22 protein-coding genes are annotated in these 20,646 nt (G+C 61.8%); 16 read left to right on the plus strand and 6 right to left on the minus strand.

What is annotated here, in order from left to right; all coding sequences use genetic code 11:
- Positions 1-185: 185 nt before the first annotated feature.
- Positions 186-413, plus strand: coding sequence for a hypothetical protein (locus tag NL154_RS03320; RefSeq protein WP_221122560.1), 228 nt, complete (start codon positions 186-188; stop codon positions 411-413).
- A gap of 132 nt (positions 414-545) precedes the next feature.
- Here the strand turns inward: NL154_RS03320 and NL154_RS03325 are convergent, their stop codons facing one another.
- A complete protein-coding gene (locus tag NL154_RS03325; RefSeq protein ID WP_434733568.1) occupies positions 546-2,234 on the minus strand; it encodes an ABC transporter ATP-binding protein/permease in 1,689 nt (562 codons plus the stop codon).
- 379 nt (positions 2,235-2,613) lie between these two features.
- On the opposite strand from NL154_RS03325, the gene NL154_RS03330 reads away from it, so the two are divergent.
- The 6 genes from NL154_RS03330 to NL154_RS03355 all read left to right on the plus strand — a co-directional run bounded on the left by NL154_RS03330 (position 2,614) and on the right by NL154_RS03355 (position 12,474).
- On the plus strand, positions 2,614-5,061 hold the full coding sequence (locus NL154_RS03330) for a phosphoketolase family protein (RefSeq protein ID WP_434733569.1): 2,448 nt from the start codon (positions 2,614-2,616) through the stop codon (positions 5,059-5,061).
- A 42-nt stretch (positions 5,062-5,103) separates the two neighbouring features.
- Positions 5,104-8,958: a GH36-type glycosyl hydrolase domain-containing protein gene (locus tag NL154_RS03335; protein ID WP_434733570.1), complete on the plus strand. Its 3,855-nt coding sequence runs from the start codon at positions 5,104-5,106 to the stop codon at positions 8,956-8,958.
- Between the two features lie 2 nt (positions 8,959-8,960).
- Positions 8,961-10,280 carry a glucoamylase family protein gene (locus NL154_RS03340; protein WP_434733571.1) on the plus strand — a complete coding sequence of 440 codons (1,320 nt, stop codon included), beginning with the start codon at positions 8,961-8,963 and terminating at the stop codon, positions 10,278-10,280.
- Between the two features lie 178 nt (positions 10,281-10,458).
- Positions 10,459-10,830: an STAS/SEC14 domain-containing protein gene (locus NL154_RS03345; RefSeq protein WP_210628857.1), complete on the plus strand. Its 372-nt coding sequence runs from the start codon at positions 10,459-10,461 to the stop codon at positions 10,828-10,830.
- The gene (locus tag NL154_RS03350) at positions 10,827-11,594 is read left to right on the plus strand and encodes a MarC family protein (protein ID WP_210628856.1); all 768 of its coding nucleotides are present in this window, start codon (positions 10,827-10,829) and stop codon (positions 11,592-11,594) included. The genes NL154_RS03345 and NL154_RS03350 overlap by 4 nt, the downstream gene beginning before the upstream one ends.
- A 640-nt stretch (positions 11,595-12,234) precedes the next feature.
- The gene (locus tag NL154_RS03355; RefSeq protein ID WP_210628855.1) at positions 12,235-12,474 is read left to right on the plus strand and encodes a DUF982 domain-containing protein; all 240 of its coding nucleotides are present in this window, start codon (positions 12,235-12,237) and stop codon (positions 12,472-12,474) included.
- A 26-nt stretch (positions 12,475-12,500) separates the two neighbouring features.
- On the opposite strand, the gene NL154_RS03360 is transcribed toward NL154_RS03355, so the two are convergent.
- Positions 12,501-12,728 carry a hypothetical protein gene (locus NL154_RS03360; protein ID WP_221146758.1) on the minus strand — a complete coding sequence of 76 codons (228 nt, stop codon included), beginning with the start codon at positions 12,726-12,728 and terminating at the stop codon, positions 12,501-12,503.
- Between the two features lie 13 nt (positions 12,729-12,741).
- Positions 12,742-13,005, minus strand: a complete 264-nt coding sequence (locus NL154_RS03365; protein ID WP_210628854.1) for a hypothetical protein — start codon at positions 13,003-13,005, stop codon at positions 12,742-12,744.
- 387 nt (positions 13,006-13,392) lie between these two features.
- Between NL154_RS03365 and NL154_RS03370 the strand changes: the two genes are divergently transcribed.
- Entirely contained in the window at positions 13,393-13,770 is a 378-nt protein-coding gene (locus NL154_RS03370) for a hypothetical protein (protein ID WP_434733572.1), read from the plus strand.
- Positions 13,771-13,783: 13 nt separating this feature from the next.
- On the opposite strand, the gene NL154_RS03375 is transcribed toward NL154_RS03370, so the two are convergent.
- On the minus strand, positions 13,784-14,431 hold the full coding sequence (locus NL154_RS03375) for a S24 family peptidase (RefSeq protein WP_210628853.1): 648 nt from the start codon (positions 14,429-14,431) through the stop codon (positions 13,784-13,786).
- A gap of 83 nt (positions 14,432-14,514) precedes the next feature.
- Here NL154_RS03375 and NL154_RS03380 point away from each other — a divergent pair, with 83 nt between their 5' ends.
- The 8 genes from NL154_RS03380 to NL154_RS03415 all read left to right on the plus strand — a co-directional run bounded on the left by NL154_RS03380 (position 14,515) and on the right by NL154_RS03415 (position 18,542).
- Complete coding sequence (locus tag NL154_RS03380) at positions 14,515-14,739, plus strand: hypothetical protein (RefSeq protein ID WP_210628852.1); 225 nt, start codon at positions 14,515-14,517, stop codon at positions 14,737-14,739.
- A 138-nt stretch (positions 14,740-14,877) separates the two neighbouring features.
- Positions 14,878-15,144 carry a sigma-70 family RNA polymerase sigma factor gene (locus NL154_RS03385; RefSeq protein WP_210628851.1) on the plus strand — a complete coding sequence of 89 codons (267 nt, stop codon included), beginning with the start codon at positions 14,878-14,880 and terminating at the stop codon, positions 15,142-15,144.
- A 35-nt stretch (positions 15,145-15,179) separates the two neighbouring features.
- On the plus strand, positions 15,180-15,548 hold the full coding sequence (locus tag NL154_RS03390) for a hypothetical protein (RefSeq protein ID WP_210631681.1): 369 nt from the start codon (positions 15,180-15,182) through the stop codon (positions 15,546-15,548).
- Entirely contained in the window at positions 15,514-15,912 is a 399-nt protein-coding gene (locus NL154_RS03395; RefSeq protein WP_210631682.1) for a hypothetical protein, read from the plus strand. Before NL154_RS03390 ends, NL154_RS03395 begins: the two co-directional genes overlap by 35 nt.
- Positions 15,909-16,205 (plus strand): GcrA family cell cycle regulator, encoded by a 297-nt coding sequence (locus NL154_RS03400; protein ID WP_210628850.1) that lies wholly within the window; start codon positions 15,909-15,911, stop codon positions 16,203-16,205. The genes NL154_RS03395 and NL154_RS03400 overlap by 4 nt, the downstream gene beginning before the upstream one ends.
- On the plus strand, positions 16,202-16,399 hold the full coding sequence (locus NL154_RS03405) for a response regulator transcription factor (RefSeq protein WP_221146760.1): 198 nt from the start codon (positions 16,202-16,204) through the stop codon (positions 16,397-16,399). The genes NL154_RS03400 and NL154_RS03405 overlap by 4 nt, the downstream gene beginning before the upstream one ends.
- A gap of 13 nt (positions 16,400-16,412) precedes the next feature.
- Positions 16,413-17,003: a hypothetical protein gene (locus tag NL154_RS03410; RefSeq protein ID WP_184458467.1), complete on the plus strand. Its 591-nt coding sequence runs from the start codon at positions 16,413-16,415 to the stop codon at positions 17,001-17,003.
- Between the two features lie 642 nt (positions 17,004-17,645).
- Positions 17,646-18,542: a glycosyltransferase family 25 protein gene (locus tag NL154_RS03415; protein ID WP_210628846.1), complete on the plus strand. Its 897-nt coding sequence runs from the start codon at positions 17,646-17,648 to the stop codon at positions 18,540-18,542.
- On the opposite strand, the gene NL154_RS03420 is transcribed toward NL154_RS03415, so the two are convergent.
- Together NL154_RS03420 and NL154_RS03425 are read right to left on the minus strand one after the other, a co-directional pair.
- A complete protein-coding gene (locus NL154_RS03420; RefSeq protein ID WP_434733573.1) occupies positions 18,439-19,836 on the minus strand; it encodes an ATP-binding protein in 1,398 nt (465 codons plus the stop codon). The genes NL154_RS03415 and NL154_RS03420 overlap by 104 nt on opposite strands.
- 58 nt (positions 19,837-19,894) lie before the next feature.
- A complete protein-coding gene (locus tag NL154_RS03425; protein ID WP_434733574.1) occupies positions 19,895-20,578 on the minus strand; it encodes a winged helix-turn-helix domain-containing protein in 684 nt (227 codons plus the stop codon).
- Positions 20,579-20,646: the final 68 nt, after the last annotated feature.

Here is a 20,646-nt window from a genome sequence, read left to right on the forward strand (position 1 = left end):
CCAATTGCCGGGAGCAAACACGCGGCTGAAGTCTGCTGTCGCCCTAAGCGGTCATTCCTGAACCCAACGATACAGGCCCGCAAGCCGCCACCTGCTGCTACATATCAGCATTGCATAATAAGAAATATGCATTTGCCTAAGATGCGAGCATAAGGCGCCTAGCTGATGCACAGGAGAGTCGTTGTTTGGATTGGGTCCCTATAGTCTTCGTTACCTTCAAGGTTCTCGCGTTAGGCATAGCCATGTTCTTCGCCATCAAGTGGCATTACGATCAAGGCGAGAAGGGGGATCGGCGAGCGGTACTGCGCACGGGCGTCGCGATGGCCGCAGTCTTCGTGCTAGCGCTCCTGGTCGTGGGGCTCGTCGCCTTCGTCCTTAGCAGGATGCTCGGTTTGGACCTGAGCTTCCCCTGATGGCATCATTGATGTCCCAAGCCCCGCAGGGGCTCCGGAGAGCCGACCACTCTTCGGTGTCATTGGTCACAAGGGAGGTCGCTCGCGGTCGCCGGATGAGAATTTGATAAAGCGGCGTGCGCACCACGACCGTCAGGGCCGTTTTCCTTGGTCGATCCACCTCCAGGAGCCGTCCGCATGATATTCGAGAACGGCATCATAAGCGGCGCGCGGAGCGTCCGCTTCCGCGAAGTTGATGCATGCGATTTTCCGGTCCGCGAGAAGCTTCAGGATTTCGGCCAGAAGCTCGTGGCCGAAGATGGTGTCGGCTTTTTCCACAACGACATAGGATGGAGCCGTGATCAGCACGCTGGCAATCGCAATCAGCTGTTGCTCGCGCGGTGACAATAGTGTCGACCAGTCCTGATCCTCGTCGAGGTCAGTGGAGGTCAGGGGGCGGGCAAGACCGAGCCTCTTGAGCAGGCCAAGGATCTCGTCATCCGGCTCTTCCGTCGGGCGCTCCGTCGGCACCAAAATCTGGCGCAACGTTCCGGGAGCGAAATAGGAGCGCTGGGCGATGAAGCGCATATGCTCGCGCGGCGGGCGGCGGACGCGTCCGGTTCCGCAGGCGCCAATTCCCGCAGTGACCCGGAACAACGCCGTGCCCGCAGCTTCGCCCTCTCCCGCGACGATCAATCGTGTGTCGATCGGGACGACCATCGACAGGTTCTTCAGCAGTATCTCTTGTGTCGGCGACGTCAGCGTAAGCTGTTCATAGGCGAGCTTGCCTTCGGTTTCGTAAACGTCCACGTCTGTTGTTGACGCTTCGCCAGCTTCCTCGATTGCTTCCAAAAGCGAACTGATGCGCGCGACGACCGTCGCAAAGTTCGAGATCGAATTGAACTGTCTGACAATGAACGAGAATGCGCCGACCAGCATCGCAAACGCTGCGGCCGACTGGGTGATCACACCGAATTCCATGTCGCCGCGGAAGAAGGCTGGCGCAATGATGACGACCGGTATGATCTGTATCATCCAGTTGTAGCCGGTGGTGAAGTAGCCGACGTTGCGATTGACGACGATGATGCGTCTGAAGTTCGCCGCGAGTGCATCGAACTGTCTCAACAGCAGGTTTGCGTGGCGTTGCTCTTCTCCCGCGATCACGATCGACTCTGCGTTCTCCCGCACGCGGATGAGACTGGACCGGAAGGCTGCTTCGCCGTCGAGCTGATCATGGTTGAGGTTGATCAAGGGGCGGCCCAGCACGATTGTCATGTAGGATCCGAAGGCCGCGTAAACGACAGCCGCCATAAAAAGCAGCGGACTGATCAGCCACAGCACGCTGGAAAAGGTCAGGATCGTCAGCGCGCTGTTGAGGAGCATCAGCACGAAGGAAAGCGTGGTGATCGTGAAGGCCTTGATGTCCTCGGCAATTCGCTGGTCGGGGTGCGAGAGCTTGCCTCGCACCCCGACCCGGTAGAAGGTGCCGTCGCTCATATAGAAGCCGATCGCGCGGCGGGTGAGGAACTCTCGCCAGAGCAATGCCAGTCTTTCCTCGGCGAGCCGCGCTATGACCGCAACGATCGTCGAAGCGGCGAATGCGCCAGTATAGAGGATCGCCTGACGGATGAATTCGGCAGTTTGCTTTTCGGCGATTGCCGTCATGAAGTATCGGCCGACGTAGCTGTTGACGACATTCAGAGCGCTGATGCCGCCAAAAAGGGCGACCAGGGCGACGAGAAGGAGCCTGGCTCGCCTGCCGACATCCGAGGTCATGAATATCTTGACCGCGCGGACGAATCTTCTGGCCGTCAACTTGAGCGGAACAGGTTGCTGGCTCATGCTCGCCTCCGCAAGTTTGTGCCTGCAGAAGTATAACCTGAAAAGCAGTCGACGAAGAACGGGCCCGGGATTGGTAAAAACACGTAGTGGCCATTCCTAATGTTCCAGGTTCCCTCCGGGGTGTAGGGTCTTCGCAGGGGCGGATCATGAAAGCGCCAGCCATGCTGCCAGCCAAGGTTTCCGGCGCATTGACGCGGCCAGGATCAATCGTCTCGGGAATTGTGTGCCTGCGAATTGCGTGGAGACGTCGCCGTTGCCTTGCAAGCTGGCGCTCTTGTTTGGCGCAATGTGCCTTTGAGGAACCTGTCGGGGAGGCAGGGCTTCATGTGTGACGGCTGCAGGCATGCAGAGGCGAAGACAAGTCGCTAGGAGGCTGACGATGGCCAATGCCGCTCTTTCAATAAACGACAATCAGACGACAACCGCACCACTCGGAGCCGAGGAACTCCGCTTGATGGACGCCTACTGGCGGGCGTCGAACTATCTCTCTGTCGGGCAGATCTATCTTCTCGACAATCCGCTGCTCAAGGAGCCTCTGAAACGCGAGCACATCAAGCCGCGGCTGCTCGGACACTGGGGAACCTCGCCCGGCCTGAACATGCTCTATGTGCACTGGAATCGCGTGATCAAGCGCGATGACCTGAACATGATCTATATCATCGGCCCCGGCCATGGCGGACCCTCGCTGGTCGCGCATGCCTATCTCGAGGGTACTTACAGCGAGTTCTATCCAAATATCGGCCAGGACGCCGAAGGCATGCAGCGACTGTTCAAACAGTTCAGTTTTCCCGGAGGCATTCCGAGCCACGTCGCTCCCGAAACGCCCGGAAGCATCCACGAGGGTGGAGAACTGGGCTATGCCCTGAGCCACGCCTATGGTGCTGCCTTCGACAACCCGGATCTGATCGTCGCCTGCGTCGTGGGCGATGGGGAGGCGGAAACCGGCCCGCTGGCGACGGGATGGCAGGGCAACAAATTTCTCAATCCTGCCCGCGACGGCTGCGTGCTGCCGATCCTGCACCTCAATGGCTACAAGATCGCCAATCCCTGCTTCCTTGCCCGCATTCCCGAGGAAGAACTGAGGAAGTTCTTCGAAGGGATGGGATATGCGCCCCTCTTCGTGGGAGGGCGTGAGCCAGACAGGGTGCAGCAGCAACTTGCCGCAGCGATGGATACCGCTGTCGCGGAGATCAAGAGAATCTGGTCAGAGGCCCGCGACAAGGGCAACCTCAAGCGGCCGGCCTGGCCGATGATCGTCTTCCGCACACCCAAGGGCTGGACTTGCCCGGGCGAAATCGACGGCAAGAAATGCGAGGACTACTGGCGGTCGCACCAGGTCCCGATGGGCGAGATGGGCAAGCAGGAGCACATCGAGATCCTTCAGCAGTGGATGAAGTCGTACAAGCCGGAAGAGCTTTTCGACGGCGACGGCAAGCTGCGCGCCGAAATTGCCGCGCTCGCCCCGGCCGGAAAACGCCGGATGAGCGACAACCCGCATGCAAACGGCGGCCTGCTGCTGCGTGACCTGAAGATGCCCGATTTCCGCGACTACGCCGTGTCGGTGACGAGCGCCGGGGCGACAACCGCCGAATCCGCCAGGGTCATGGGCAAGTTCCTGCGCGACGTCATGAAGCTGAACCTGAACAACAAGAACTTCCGGCTGTTCAGCCCCGACGAAAACAATTCCAACCGCTGGCAGGACGTACTCGAGGTCACCGATCGCTGCTACATGGCCGAGATCTATCCCGAGGACGATCACCTCTCGCCCGACGGCCGGGTGATGGAAGTGTTGAGCGAGCATCAGTGCCAAGGCTGGCTGGAAGGCTACCTGCTGACGGGCCGCCACGGCTTCTTCTCCTGCTACGAGGCGTTCATTCACATCATCGACTCGATGTTCAACCAGCACGCCAAATGGTTGAAGATCTGCAACCACATTCCGTGGCGGCGGCCGATCGGGTCGCTCAACTACTTCCTGAGCTCGCACGTCTGGCGCCAGGACCACAACGGCTTCAGCCACCAGGATCCGGGCTTCATCGACCATGTGGTCAACAAGAAGGCGGAGGTGATCCGCGTCTACCTGCCGGCGGACGCGAACACGCTGCTTTCCGTCACTGACCATTGCCTGCGCAGCCGCGACTACGTGAACGTCGTCGTTGCCGGCAAGCAGCCAGCGCCGCAATGGCTGACGATGGATGAGGCGATCAAGCATTGCGCTGAAGGCCTCGGCATCTGGGAATGGGCCAGCAGCGACAAGGGCAGCGAGCCGGACGTCGTGATGGCGTGCTGCGGCGACGTGCCGACGCTTGAGACGCTGGCTGCGGTGCAGTTGATCCGGGAGCACCTGCCCGAACTGAAGGTGCGCGTCATCAACGTCGTCAACCTCATGAAGCTGCAGCCGTCGAGCGAGCACCCGCACGGACTTTCCGATCGGGATTTCGACGCGCTCTTCACCAAGGACAAGCCGATCATTTTCGCGTTCCATGGATATCCCTGGCTGATCCACCGGCTGACCTACCGGCGCACCAATCATGGCAATCTGCACGTGCGCGGATACAAGGAGGAGGGGACGACAACAACACCCTTCGACATGGTCGTCCTCAACGAACTCGATCGCTTCCACCTTGTCGAGGACGTTATCGATCGACTGCCGCAGCTCGGCGCTCGCGCCGCCTACTTCAAGCAGGCAATCCGCGAGAAGCTGATCGAGCACCGTCAGTATATCGAGAAGCATGGCGACGACATGCCTGAGATCAGCGGTTGGAAGTGGGGCGTCGAGAGCACGGTCCGCGTGAAGGGGGCCACTTCCACTGAGGGTGACAACGCATAGATGCCATGGGCCGGTGCCCGCTTCGACTGAGGGGTTTGTCCGATGGCTCGATTGACCGGCGAAATTGAAGACGTCGGTGAGGCGCGTCCGGCGGGCGCGCCTCCCGAGATCACGCTGCTTTCGAACGGTGGATACAGCGTTCTGCTGACCGAATCCGGTTCCGGCTACGGATCCTGGCTCGGCCTCGACGTGACGCGCTGGCGGGAGGACGGTACGCGAGATTGCTGGGGCCAGTTCTGCTACGTCAGGGACCTTGAAGACGGAAAGGTCTGGTCCATCGCCCGCCAGCCGGTCTGCCGGGCCGATGCCGACTACCAGCACAGCTTTCCAGGGGATCGCGCCGAGTTTCGCTGTTCGGCAGGGGACATCGAGATCTCGTGGGAAGTTTGCGTCGCAGCCGACCATGACGCCGAACTGCGTCTGCTTCGTCTGTTCAACAGGGGGGCGAAGGCAAGGGAACTCGAGCTGACGAGCTATTCGGAGATCTGCCTGAATGGCCGGCGTGCCGACAGCGCGCATCCGGCATTTGCAAAGCTCTTCGTCGAGACCTGGTTTGTCGCTGAAACCACCGCACTGTTTGCAAGGCGTCGGCCACGCAGCGGCTCGGAGAAGCCGGTCTGGGCGGTGCACGTTTCGGCATCAAGCGACGACACCCATCCAGCAGTCGGGTACGACACGGACCGCTACAGGTTTCTCGGCCGCGGAAGGACACCGTCAAATCCCGGCGCGCTCGAGCGTGGCGGAAAACTGACCGGCACGACCGGTCCGGTACTCGACCCCATCTTCAGCTTGCGCAGGACCGTCCGCCTCGAACCCTCCGGAACGGAGACAATCGCATTCGTGACGGGCGCGGCTGATAGCGAAGCGGGCGCGGCAGCCATTGCAGAGCGCTTTGCCACCATCGATGCGGTTGTCCAGACCGTGTCGGATGCGAAGGAGAGGCATGCCGCTGAACTTGCTTCCTCAAAGCTCTCGCCGGCCACGGTGGCCGCCTACAATCGCCTTGCCGGAAGCCTGGCATTTTCGAATCCCGGCCTTCGATATGGTGGCGCTCCCGTCAAGGAAGGGCTGACCACGGAGGGACTGTGGTCGCTGGGCATATCCGGAGATCTGCCCATTCTGCTGCTGCGCATGGACCAGGCGGACCAGAAGTCTCTCGTCGAGGAGATTATCGCCGCTCACGCATTCATCACCAGCCGCGGACTTCCCTTCGACCTTGCGCTCCTCGATGAAGCCGGCGCGGGCGAGGCGGTGGACAGAAGCCAAGTGGCGGAGACGCTCGGCAAGGCCGGAGGCATCCACCTCCTGTCGGCGGCCGCTATTTCAAGCGCATCGGCGGATGCCCTCGCTGCCGCAGCGCGCGTCGTTCTTTATTGCAGCAAGGGAACACTTGCCGGTCAGGTTGAGACGCCGGCGGCCACCATGCCTAAAGCCCGGGAACCAATGGAGCCGTCTCGAGGCGAGGGCGAGAAACCTCGCGCGGCCGCACGCGGCGACCTGCTTTTCTGGAATGGTTGTGGCGGCTTTACCCCTGACGGGCGCGAGTATGTGATCGCGGCTGATGGAGAGGCCATGACGCCCATGCCCTGGTGCAACGTCATTGCCAACCCCGCGTTCGGCTGCCTGACGAGCGAAAGCGGCCTCGGCTATAGCTGGGCCGGCAACAGCCAGTTGAACAGGCTTACGCCATGGGCCAATGATCCGGTTTCGGACCCTCCAGGCGAAGTCGTCTACTTCAGCGATGAGCAGACCGGGGAGTTCTGGACGCCGACACTTCTGCCTCTTGGGCACTCGTCTTCGGTGACCGCCAGTCATGGGCAGGGTTACAGCCGTTACGAGAGCACCCACGGATCTCTGCGGCAGGAAATGACGGTCCACGTCCCGGACGCCGACCCCGTCAAGATCGTTCACCTGGCGATCCGCAACAATGGAACAGACGCGCGCAGGCTTACCGCCACCTATTTCGTCGAATGGGTTCTCGGTACGCTGCGCGAGACCGCAGCCGGACGGATCGAATGCGAGATTGACGGCGAGAGCGGCGCCATCGTCGCGCGGAACCTCTGGGACAGTGGTTTCTCCGGCAAGCTGGCTTTCATTGCCTCAAGCGCGCCGCGGCGCTCCTTCACCTGCGACCGGCGGGAGTTTCTCGGCATCAATGGGTCCGTTTCCCGACCGGCCGGACTGGAAGGTTCCCGTCTCGGCGGCAGCGTCGGCTGCCTGCTCGATCCCTGCGCCGCGCTGATGGTCGAGATGACGGTTCCCCCCGGCCAAGGCGCCGAACTGGTGTTCGTCCTTGGGCAGGCTGGCAGTCGCGACGAGGTCCGCAGGCTCGCGCGCGACTATGCCGAGCCGGCTGGCGCCCGACGCTCGCTGGCGATCGTCTCCCGCCAATGGGACGAACTGCTCGGTTCGGTAACGGTGCGAACGCCCGATGCCGCCTTTGATCTCATGATGAACCGCTGGCTCATCTATCAGGTGTTGTCTTGCCGCGTCTGGGCCCGGACGGGTTTCTACCAGTCCGGAGGCGCGTACGGATTTCGCGACCAGCTCCAGGATGTTGCTGCCCTGGTGCATTGCGCACCCGACGAAACACGCGCCCACATCCTTCGAGCTGCTGCGCGTCAGTTCACGGAAGGAGATGTCCAGCACTGGTGGCATCCGCCGTCAGGCGTCGGTGTGCGCACCCGCATGACCGATGACCTCTATTTCCTGCCTTACGTCGTCCAGCACTACGTATCAACGACCGGGGACCACGCGCTCCTTGACGAGCGGGTTTCTTTCGTGACGTCGCCGCCCTTGAGTGACGACCAGGAGGAAAGCTTCGGCGTTCCTCGGGTCACTGAGGAAAATGGGACCCTCTATGACCACTGCTGCCGCGCGTTGGATCGGGGACTTCGCCTCGGAGCGCATGGACTTCCGCTCATAGGAACGGGCGATTGGAACGACGGCATGAACAAGGTCGGCGGGCAGGGCAAAGGCGAGAGCGTGTGGAACGGCTGGTTCTTCCTCACCGTGCTCAGGTCGTTTGCCACCATCGCATCGGCAAGGGGCGACGAGGAGCGGGTGGCATGGTGCCTCGAGCGCGCCGAAGCCTTGCGCGCTTCATTGGAGGCTGAGGCTTGGGATGGTTCATGGTATCGCCGGGCCTACTTCGACGATGGTACCCCCCTTGGCTCGCACCTCAACGACGAATGCCAGATCGACGCCATCCCACAGGCCTGGGCGGTCATCTCCGGTGTCGCCGACGCAGGACGCGCTTCCAATGCCATGCAAGCAGTCTGGGAGCGGCTGGTTCGGCCCGAAGACAAGCTGATTCAGCTTTTCCATCCCCCCTTCGACAAGGGGACGCTGCAGCCCGGCTACATAAAGGGGTATGTTCCCGGAATTCGGGAGAATGGTGGCCAGTATACCCATGCGGCGGCCTGGGTTGCACTGGCGACTGCGATGCTCGGAGAGGCAGATCGGGCCTTTGAGCTCTGGAGCATGCTCAACCCCATCAACCATTCCCTCTCCGCCGAAGACGCTGCGCGATACATGGTCGAACCCTACGTTGTCAGCGCTGACGTCTATGGGGCGTTTCCGCATACCGGCCGCGGAGGCTGGACCTGGTATACCGGATCGGCCAGCTGGCTTTATCGCGTTGGTCTGGAAGCCATTCTCGGGATTCGCAGACAGGGAGACCAGCTCTCCGTCCAACCCTGCATTCCCTCGCACTGGCCTGGCTATGAGGCTGACTTGCGCTTCGGATCGGCGACCTATTCCATCAAGGTGCGGAGGGATCCCGCATCTGGCCGGGGTCATCGCCTGCTGAGCGCCGACGGCGAGGACCTCACCGCGCAGAGCGTTCCACTTGAGGACGACGGGAAGAACCATCAGATCCAGTTGGTGATGGGCTAGCCATGTCGGAACTCTTGTCGACCGATCCCGAACTGAACCGGATGCCAACCGATGAAGATCTCGGTCGCCTTCAGTTCACCACCTTGCTCTACTATCTCCAATGTACGAACCCGGACAACGGATTGGTGCGCGACAAGACCCAGGCGGGTGCTCCGGCGAGCATCGCCGCCATCGGCATGGCGCTTGCGACCATTCCGGTCGTGGTGGAGCGCGGCGTCGTCATCAGGGAGTTTGCCGCCAAGATTGCCCGACGGCGGCTGGAATTCCTGCTGCGTTGCCATCAGGGACCGGAACCGGACGCCTCGGGGTACAAGGGCTTCTTCTACCATTTCCTCGACATCGAGACGGGGCGGCGGGTCTGGCAGTGTGAATTGTCGACCATCGACTCGGCTTTTCTGTTTGCCGGTGCTCTGACCGTTGCCGCCTACTTTGACGGCGACACGGAGGACGAGGTGAAGGTCAGACGGCTCGCGGCGGCGCTCTACGAGCGGGCGGACTGGAACTGGGCCTGCGACCACGGCGCGACGCTGACCCATGGCTGGCGACCGGAAAGCGGCTTCATTCCCTATCGCTGGCGCGGCTATGACGAAGGATTGCTCCTCTATATCCTCGGCCTCGGCTCCCCCACGCATCCGTTGCCGCCGGAATTCTATGCCGCCTACACCGAGAGCTATGAATGGCGGAATATCTACGGTCGCGAGTTGCTCTATTCGGGACCGCTGTTTACCCACCAGCTTTCGCATATGTGGATCGACTTCCGCAGCATCCGTGACGAGTTCATGCGCGAACATGACAGCGACTACTTTCAGAACAGCCGGCATGCGACTTTTGTCCAGCAGGAATACGCAATCCGCAACCCTTTGAACTTTGAAGGCTATGGCGCCCACTGCTGGGGCTTCACGGCGAGCGACGGTCCCGGTTGGATCAAGCGAAATGTCGACGGTATCGACAGGGAATTCTTCGACTACATCGCCCGCGGTGCACCCTTTGGGCCGGACGATGGAACCGTATGCCCATGGGTCGTCATTGCTTCATTGCCATTTGCGCCGGAGATCGTGATCCCGACCGTCCGAAACTTCGCACGCATGAATCTCGGCATGACGCGGCTCTACGGTTTCAAACCGTCCTTCAACCAGACCTATACTTTGGAGAACGGCGACGGCGGATCTTGGGTCAGCCCCTACCATTTCGGGATCGACCAGGGGCCTGTGGTTCTGATGATCGAAAACTACCGAACCGGATTGCTATGGAACATCATGCGTCGATGCGCGCCTTTGGTTGTGGGGCTAAGACGGGCCGGGTTCTCGGGCGGCTGGTTATGACAGCGACTGAACCGATTTGGCCTTTCAGTTGCGGCGGGACCATCGGCGATCGCGCAAAGTGCGAACCGGGGGCCTTCCACGGGGCAAGCCGCCATTCGGCGCACAGGCCGGCATCACCGTCTGACTGCTCCCCGCCGGCGGAGGGGGCGATCGAGTGGCATTGAGGACAAGAGCGAAGATGATTCTCGTTGAGCCCGTGCGTGACAAAAACATCCTGATCATTACACCGCAAGGTCCTCTCGAGCAGGCGGACTTCGAGAGGATCGCGACAGAGGTCGAGCTTTGTCTCGACGCAAATGGAAAACTCAACGGGCTGATGATCATCATTGAATCATTTCCCGGGTGGAAGAGCTTCGAGGCCGTGGCTGCTCATCTGAAATTTGTCTCTGGCCACCATCGACAGATCGAACGGCTTGCGGTCGTAACCAGAAGCAGGTTCCTTAGGATCATCCCCGCCGTCGCCCGCTATTTCGTACATCCCGAGGTTCGGCTATTCGACATCGGGCAACGAGCACCAGCGCTTTCGTGGTTGGAGACGGGCCGACGATGACTTGGCTGCGGGGGAAAGTTGCAGATGCAGGCCTCTGGTTGCGTCGTGCCGGTCGGTGGAACCTCCTGGCTTCTGTTCTGGCCATGGTTTGGGTGGCTTGTCTTCCCGCATCATCCTTTGCGCAATCGCCGCTCGGACCGGATGTGCCAGCGGTGGAGTTCGGTGCGCGCAAAATATTCCTCATGCTTTTCTTGATGCTCGGTCCGATCAAGATACTGATGCCGTTCAAGGCGCTGGTCGGCGGCCATGAGCCCACCTTTCGGCGACGAATAGCCGCCAGGGCGATCCTGTTCTCGGCGGCGGCACTGGCGATCGCCGGGCTGCTCGGACGCACCATGCTTGAAAATCTGGATATCTCATTGCCGGTGCTGGCGATGACTGGTGGCATCATCCTGTTCATCGTGGCCTTGCGAACCGTCTTGCAGCCGACTCCTGACCTCCCGGTACGACCAACAGAATTGGGCCAGACGGATCTGCGGCTGGCTCTCACACCGCTGGCGTTTCCAACGATCGTGACGCCTTATGGTATAGCCGCTGTCATCGTCTTCGCCACGTTGGCCGGGGGGCGCCGAACGGAAGGGCTCACAGTGGCGGCCATCGTAGCACTGATCTTGGCGCTGGACTGGATGGCAATGATTTTCGCAGAGACTATCCTCAGATGGATCGGAACTTCCCTACAGGTTTTGGCAGTGGTGCTCGGCGTTACCCAGGCTGCTCTGGGGCTGCAGGTGATTTTGCATAGTTTGAGCATGCTATCCTGGTAACGGCATCTACCGAGCAACGCTTAGACGCAATGGTTGATGTGCTGCCATTGGCAAATCGTGTCGAAAAACCGCTGTTGCTGGTGCTTGGGACGCGCCGGCACGGTCGGGAATTGGCAGGAGCGCGCTCGCTGCCTGCTGCCGGAAGTCCTGACTTGCATGCCAAAAACAACAAAAAGCCCACCTGCTTCTCAAACTACGGCTGAGATAAAGAAAGCCCCGCAAAAAGCGGGGATCAAGAGAGGGGGTGTTTCCTAGGTATTGGCGTCTAGGTGCTGTGGAATTATTATACACAAATCAATATTTATTGCAATGATTAATACTATCGTGAGTGCTATTATCGCGGCTATAAATAGAGGGAATATTCGTACGATTGCATTTTATTCTGCAGGGAAGCAAACTATCCACAACTCAGGCTCATAATTTCTTGGTATTCGGTGGCCGTTTGCTAAACCCCAAGCATGGCGTCCCTGTACGTCAGGCGGTCGACCGAAAAACGGGTCGCCAGGTTTGCCGGCTCTCGCAGGTCTGGCTGCAGGCAAGTTGATTCGCCTGACGGCAGCGAGATGTGACATAGTCACTTCAACCGGAACGAGTCCGAACCTCGTTCGTTGAATTGCGTGTTCCGCGTGGGGGCTGCATCATGAGCAGGCGACGAAGCTTCAAGCCGGTGAAGATCACCATCAATGGCAAGACCAGGACCGTTTATAACGTCGTCCAGGCCGGCAATACCTTGCTCAACGATTGGCCCGAGCAGACGCCGGCGGCCAAGGCTGCCGAGCTGCTGGTGCTCGATGTCTTCAATGACGTTGCCGAGCCCGAGCAGGTGCGGCGGGCGTTCATTACCGCGGCCAGGGCGAGCGACATCAAGTTCAGCTCCTGACCGGTGGCGCGTCGAAAACCATTCGCTTACTTCCATGACACCTGCTCCTGGTGATCGAGATCGCGATGCTTGAGTTGCGGCTCCATCCAGGCGGCCAAGAGGATCGCGGCCAGGAAGCCGAAGGCGATGCAGGTGAACGCTTGAATCCGCCACGAGACGAAGGTGACCGGCGCCGGGATGATGGGCTTCTCGGCGCACTGACCCGGCGGGCAGGCGCAGCCGGAAAAGGCTTTAATGACGCAATCGGCGGACATCCCCGTTTCTCCCTCAGGCATAAAGCTGATCGCCATCGGTGATGCCCATGATTTCGCGGGCGTAGCGGTAATGCGCTTCGACGCTTGCCGTGGCGCCGCGCAGCCATGACGGGCCGCGGACCGAATGTTCCGGGCGGCCGAGATAGGCAAAGCCGAGGGCGCCCATGCGCTGGGCCTCGTTGGCCATATAGGCATCGCAGTCGTCGAGCCTTCGCGCACCATTCCAGCGGGCGTCCCGCCGGCTCTGCTCGGTCTCGATCCCGCGGATATGCTGCATCGCTCTGCCCTCTCTCGCGCCGGCTAATTGGCGCGCTGAAGAAGGTATATAGAATACCCTATATCGTCAACATGGAAAGGTATAAAAAATACCTCAATGCTTGACGGGGTACGAATCGTAGGCGTATGTCTCAGCCAAGTGATTGGGCGACCGGGTGCAACTCCCGAGCTGACGAAGCCCAGCGGCGCGGGAAGCGAAAGTCCTTAAGTGCGCTGTCAGAAAATCAGGACGAGGGTGAAGCGAATGGCCCCTCTGGCACGTGTCCCATCCCGGCTCCGGCCTTCAGGACATGGCCAATGCTCTCCCGGCTTCATGGGCTTTGCTCATGGGGTAGGGGGAAGCTTTGGCCGGAACCCTCCCTCACCAGCCTTCAGGAACTGGAAAGAGATGGAAGAGAGAGGAAGTGAGAGAGATCGGGATATCGCAGGCGCGCGGGCGGCGACGCTGATCCGCTCTGCTCTGCGGCGCGGCTTTCAGATTTGGCGCCTGCGCTCGAAGCGCGTGTTTGCAGGCATGTCGTTCCCGCAAGGATCGCTGCACGCATTATGCGCATGGCGATGGAAGCGAGGGGCAGAGCCGGTTTCGGCATTCAGAGGTTCACCTCAAAGCAGGGTCGCCGGCGCTGAAAGCGATGATCAGCAAAGCAAGAGAACCAAATTCTTCCGGCTGGTGAGGGCGGCGGATCATCCTGAATCTAACTGGGAAGAGGTTGGCGCTTTGCGGGAACAGAGAGAGTTATCTCACGGAATTAGTTCATCTTTTTGAAGGGCTTGGACTCTCACATTTCGATCACCGATCGGCGGACGCGGCCGACGATGGTGACGGCGCCCTGGAATTCCGGCGGCGGCACGTCCTCGTAGGAAGCGGGCTGGAAGGGCGGATTGTCGTTGGGACGGTAGCGCTTGTAGGTCGCGGCCCCGGTCTCGTCGGCGACGACATAGAGGGCGTTCGGCGCCAGGCGCTTGTCACGGCGGTTGACGAAAATGATCGAGCCCGGCGGCGAGATCTTGTTCATCGAATTGCCCTCGACCTCGAGCGCGATCCAGTCGCCGTCGGGCAGGTCGAGCGCGGCGACCGTCGGGAATTCCGAGAAGTCGGTGATCGGCGCCTGCTCGGTCAGCTGCCCGGCGCTGACCCAGGAGATCTTTGGCACGTCGGCGACCGAGACCGGCCGTTCCTCCGGATCGAGCGCGTCGCCGGTTCCGAACTGCAGCCAGTTGAGATTGACCTTGAACGCCTTGGCGTATTTCTTCGCGTCGGCGATGCCGAAGCCGTTCCGGCCCGACTCGTGCGCCTTGTAGACATTGGCGTTCCAGCCCAAACGATCGACGATCGCCTTCGGCCCGGCAAAGCCCGCGTTCTTCCTGGCCATGACCAGACGCCTTGCGCGTTCTTCGCGCTCGAATTGTTCCTGATCTTTCAACATGATATAAATTATACCCTAAAAAAAGGTACATGTAATGCCCTAAATCGCTTGACGTGCGAGGTATTTTATATACCCTTATTGTCATGACAAGCACCGATATCATCAACGGCCGGCCCCGGCTTTCGGGTTCCGCCAATGCCCGCTACACCGGCTGCCCGCACTGCGGCAGGGCGCTGTCGATCGCCGAGGTGATCGAGCGCCATTGCGAGAATTGCGGCCGGCAGACGGAGCCGGAAGAGATGCGGCAGACGCCGGTCTTGCCCCGTTCTCGGCCAATCACCAATTCCGACAGCCTCACTCCTCCCTGAAGGCTATCGGCAGCTGGCGTCGTCGCGCTCCCTCGGCGACGCCAGCCTCTTTCACCAGTTTGAAAATGAACGATCTGGCCGGCGCCCGCTTGGCGGGAAGGGCCGGCTGCGGATCGAAATGAAAATGAGGATCAAGTGATGAGCACCGCCCCGGCGCATCAAGGCACTGACATGAACGCCCTCGAGCTCTTCCGCTCCGGCCGGGATTATATCGAAATATCAGCCATCCTCGGGGTGTCGGTGCCCTCGGTGGAAAACGAGATCCACCGGCTTCGCAGCGCCGAGAAGGGCGACACCGCCCAACAGGATCATGCCGGCCGCGCGGTCCGGCGTTTTCCCGGCCGCGCCGTAAGGCCGGGCGCCCTGGTCAACTTCGCCCGAGGACGGCTGAAGCTGCGCGCTTGACGACGGCGACACGCCGCGAGCGGGAAGGCAATCGCATGGAAAGGCAGGAGATGAGCAAGGACATCATGGAAATCCTCAGCCCTGTGCTGGGGCAGGAGCTGGCGGCGGCGATCATCGAGCATCGCGCCCGCAGCCTGAAGAAGCCGCTCACGGTCTATGCGGCGAGGATCCAGCTCAAGGAGTACCTCAAGACCGGCAACCCGGTCGAGGCCGCCGAGATGCAGATCCTGCGCGGTTGGCGGGCGATCAAATCCGACTGGTATTTCAATGAGAAGGCGAGGCAAGCCGGGCCGATCAATGCAAGCGTGGGCAGAAGGACAACGGTCGATGCCGCAAGAGATTTCCTCTCCGGTCAAGATCATAGCGGGGATGCTTTCGGGATTTCCGGCCTCCGCCGGCATTGATCCCGACATGCAGCTCCGCGCCTACCTCGTCGCCATCGACGGCATTCCGGCAGAGGCGGTCTGGCGCGCCGCCAGGCTGTTCCTGTCGGGCCAGGTCAGGGACCATAACCGCGCCTTCGCCCCGAGCTCGGCGAGCTTCGCCGAAATCGCCCGCCAGCAGCAGGCGGTGATGACGGCGCAAAGCCGCCCGCGCGTTAAAGCTGAGCCCGAACAGCCGCAGCCGAAGGTCGCGGCCGAAAAGATGGCCCTGCTGAGGCAGGCGGCAAAGGGCAGCCGCAGCGCCAAGCGGGCGCTGGCTGAGATGTTTCCCGACAACCCGGTCATCGCAAGGGCCGCACGAGACGCACAGGAGGCAGTGGGATGAGAGATCTGTTCTGGACGGAAGACAAGATCGTCAAGGCGCAGAAGCTCTGGCAGGAGGGGTTCTCGGCACGTCAAATCGCCGAACTCTTCGGCTCGAAGAAGAACACCGTCATCAACATGGCGCATCGCAACCGCGACCGGTTCCCGTCCAGGCAGGATGCGCGCAAGCAGCTGGCGGCCACCAGCGCGGCACCCGCGCCGATCCGCCATCCAGACCGGGTGCGGCGGGTGACGCTGTCGGGCGCCGAGGTGACGATGCCGCGCGTGCCGACGATCGACGGACCGGCGCCATGAGGGCCGTGACCCCGCGCGAGCGAGAGATCATCGGCTGGATGGCGCAAGGCAAGACCGCTGCCGAGATCGGCGCGATCCTCGGCATCTCGCCGATCACCGTCAACACCCACATTGCCAACGCCAAGGCGAAGCTCGGCGTGTTCAAGGAGACTGCCCTGGTCGCCGCCGCACTTCGAAACGGCATCATTCAATAGGAAGGAGATCCCGATGGGCGGCAAGGCCACCAAGGTGAAGATACAGCGGGCAAACAAGGGCGCCGGCCGGCCGCGCAAGGCCAATGTCGAGCGTTTCCCCTGCGGCAAGATCAAGCCGTTCGAAACCGAGAAGGAGAATATCAGCGTGGCGATGGCGGCGCGCCGGCGCATCCACGGCTTCGGCAGGACGGTAGCCGACGAGACCGTGAGAAGCCCCTATGCCGGTTATACCCTCGGCCGCATGTTCCTCGACGGGCTGATCACCGACGAGCAGCGCCAGGCCGGCGACGACTATGCCGAGGTCATGGCCCGCTACCACAAGACGACGGGCATTCCCGCCCCGAGCCCCAGGGCCCAATCGCTCTTCGCCGTCAAGGGCCACGAAGGCGAGGTGACCGAAAGCCTCGCCGACCGCGCCCGCAAGGCCAGCAACCGCATGATGGAACTGCAGGCCGTGCTTCTGCGCTGCGAGGACGGGCCGCAGGTGCGCAGCACCGTCTATAACGTCGCGGTGATGGATTACGAACACCTGCGCCAGATGCCGCCGCAGCAATTGCTGTGGCTTCGCCGGGGGTTGATTGCGCTGCGCAGGGCGAAGGGGTGATGCGGTTCTTTCGCTACGCGCGCTGTATTGCGGCAGAGCTCACCATTCTCCGTCATCCTCGGGCTTGACCCGAGGATCCAGGCTGATCTCCAAATCCGGGCATGGATCCCAGGCTCAAGGCCTGGGATGAGGGAGGTTGCGGCGGGTGCTCTCGCCGGACGTGCCTCCGGGCTGTCGCTCCCATCGCGATGCCGATCGGGACTGGGCAATGGCGTGGGCGCTTCCAAACATACGGGAGCGCCCTGGCTTCGACTGGAGTGGGCCGCACAGAGTATCGAAGTGCATGGCTGTGTTAAAGCACCTCCGCACGGCCCACAAACCTTACGATCGGCGAAGCCTGTTGTTCCCGAGCTGGCGGAGTATTTTGGACGCGAGGCGCGGCACGCAATGGGTCGCCGTCGTCATCGAAGGCCTGATGGGTGTCGTCATGATCGCGGGAAGGGAAGTGACCCATTGCGTGCAGCACGCGAGGATGTAGCGCGGCATTCTTACCGGCTCTTTGCCGGGACAATACCGATCCGTAAGGATGCATTCCTCGGCTGGCGATGGCGCAGCTTACGAAAATGTATGGTCCGGGCGAAGTCCCGGTGAGGTTTGCAGCGCAGGCTTGGCGTCGTCATTGCCAAGTCGAGGCCAAATCTCATGAACATGCGCGCCACACCTGCCGCCCTTATGCCGGCTCTTCATCCCGTCAGCCTGCAGGTGAATACCTACCTCATCAATCTCGACCGCGCGCCGTTGCGGCGGTTTCGGATGGAACGGCTGCTGGCAGGCTTCGGCCTTGCCTATGAGCGCGTGGCGGCGGTCGACGGGGCGGGGCTGAGCCTGCCGCATCCCGACTTTGATGAAGCATCCTATCTCCGTCGGCATGGCCGCCGGCCGAACCCTTTCGAGATCGGCTGCTATCTCAGCCACGTCGAATGCGCCAGACGCTTCCTCGCCAGTGAGGCGGAATTCGCGCTTATTCTGGAAGACGATCTCGACTTAGACGACGATTTTGCCGAACTGCTCGAGGCCGCGCTTCGCCACCAGGCGCACTGGGACATTCTGCGGCTGTCGACGGTCAATTCCGGTCGCAAGCACCGGGTCGAGCCGCTGACCGGCTCGCGCTCGCTCGCCATCGCGCTGACCCGCGAGAAGGGATCGGGCGCCTATCTGGTCAACCGCAAGGCGGCGGGCTGGATTGCCGGGGCGCTGCTGCCGATGCGGCTGCCCTATGATCTCGCCTTCGACCTGGAGTTCGATGAGGGGCTGCGCGCTTGCTTCGTCGATCCGCTGCCGGTGAGCCAAAGGGCCGATCCCTGCTCGCAGATCCAGGCGGGGCTTTCGGCCTACCGGCTCGGCCGCCGCCGGCCGTGGAGCGTGCTGTCTTTTCGCGCTGCTGCCGAGATCCGCCGTTTTGCCGCCCGTTTCGCCCGGCTCGCGGCATGGCGGCTCAGGATTTCTCCGGCATCAGCGGGAAGGCGATCGAAACGCGAAGGCCGGGATGATTGTCCGCCAGTGCGATCTCGGCCGAATGCAGCTCGGCGATTGCCCTGACGAGGCTGAGGCCGAGGCCGCTTCCCGGCGTCGTGCGGCTCTTGTCGATGCGGTAGAGGCGGCGGAAGACCTTGTCCCTTTCCTCGGCGGGGATGCCGGGGCCGGTGTCGGCGACCGAGAGAATGGCGCGGCCGCCCTGGCGGCGAAGCGACAGCGTGATGCCGGTTCCGGGCGGGCAGTGGTTGATCGCGTTCTCCACCAGGTTGGCGATCATCTGCGTCAAGAGATCGCGGTCGCCCCCGATGACGGCGGGCGCGCGCTCGGCGATCCGGAACGACTGCCCCGCATCTTCGGCGACATCGACATAGACCTCGGAGATGACGCTCAGCACGGCGTCGATATCGGTCGCCTGGAAGCGCTCCTTGCGGGCGCCGGCCTCGATCTGGGAAATGCGCAGCAGCGCCTCGAAGGTGGCGTCGATCCGGTCGCTCTCGTTTCTCGCTTCGTCAAGCAGAGCCGAAACATCCGCTTGCCGGTTGATTCCAGCCACGGCGGCATCCAGCGTTAGGCGCAGCCTGTTGAGCGGTGTTTTCAGATCGTGGGCGATATCGGCGCTCACCTGCCGCATGCTCTCGACCAGTCTCTGCAGCCGCTCCAGTGCCGCGTTGATCTGGATCGCCACCGTATCGAGATCGTCGCCGTGGCCGGTGATCGGGACGCGAGCGTCGAGGGCGCCGTGAGAAACGTCGTTCATGGTGTTGGCGACCCCGTCCAATCTCGCCTGGGCGCGAACGGCCAGAAAGACGCCGCCGCCGATCGCCGTCGCCACGACGATTGCCGCAGCCCATTCGAAGCTTACCAGAACGATCCGCAGCATCTCGTCGACATCGTTGAAGTTTTCCGCCACCACCAGATTGTAGGGGCCGATGGTCGACACCCGCATCCGGTAGCGCTCACGCCCCTTCAGCCCGACATCGCCCGAGGTGACGGTATAGACGCCGTCCGGGATGCGGGGCGCCGCAAAATTGCCGGCGAGCTTGCGCCCGCCGGCATCGGTCAGCGAATAGAGCCCGTCAGAGGTGGACTGGAAACTCGCATAATTGTTCAGCGTGTTGATCAGATCCTGGGTGTCGCCGGGCTCATAGGTCGAGGCGATGAGCGAATTCATCTCGGTGAGCGACTGGTCGACGTCTCGGTCAAGGCCGACGCGCAGCATGTGATAGATGATCGCGCCGCTGAAGATGAAGGCGACGACGAAGAGGACGCCGAAGGTAACGGCCAGGCGGAACGGCGTGCTTCTTCGCAGGCTAGAGCATGATGCCGAAAAGTGTGCGCGGTTTTCGGACGACATCATGCTCTTACTCTTTAACTTGCGAACAGGATTTGAGATTTTCAGGCCGATGGGCCTGAAATCATCCTGTTCGAGGCGCATGCAGGCTGTATCCGGTGTTGCGGATCGTGTGCAGAAGCTGGGCCTGGAACGGCTTGTCGACCTTGGCCCTGAGGCGGCTGATATGGGTCTCGACGACGCTGGTCTTCGGATCGAAGTGGAAATCCCAGACCCGCTCGAGCAGCATCGTCCTGGTGATCACCCGGCCTTCGCCGCGCATCAGCACCTCGAGCAGGGTGAACTCGCGCGGCTGCAGCTCGATCAGCTGGCCGGCGCGGCGGGCCTCGCGGCGGATCAGATCGAGCTCGAGATCGGCAACCTTCAAGACCGTCCGCTGCTCCTGCACCGGCGGACGCCGACCGAGCGCATGGATGCGCGCCAGAAGCTCGGAGAAGGCGAAAGGTTTGGTGAGATAATCGTCGCTGCCCGCCTCCAGCCCTTCGACGCGATCGTCGACGCCGCCGATCGAGGTCAGGAACAGCGCCGGTGCGCCGACCCTGGCAGCCCTCAGCGAACGGACGATCGCCAGCCCGTCGAGGCCCGGCAGCATGCGATCGACGACGATGACGTCATAGGTCTCGCGCTGCGCCTGAAACAGCCCGTCGCGGCCGTCGCTGATGACGTCACAGACGTGCCCGGCCTCGGACAAGCCCTTGGCGATATAATCGGACGTCTTGATATCGTCCTCGATCAGCAGGATTCGCATCGGCCGCTCCGGCATGCCTGGTGCGGCCAGATCTAGCCGAGAGGGCGGCCCGGCGGCAACTTACGGAT

Source organism: Rhizobium sp. YTUHZ044 (assembly GCF_051123975.1).
Lineage (GTDB): Bacteria > Pseudomonadota > Alphaproteobacteria > Rhizobiales > Rhizobiaceae > Rhizobium.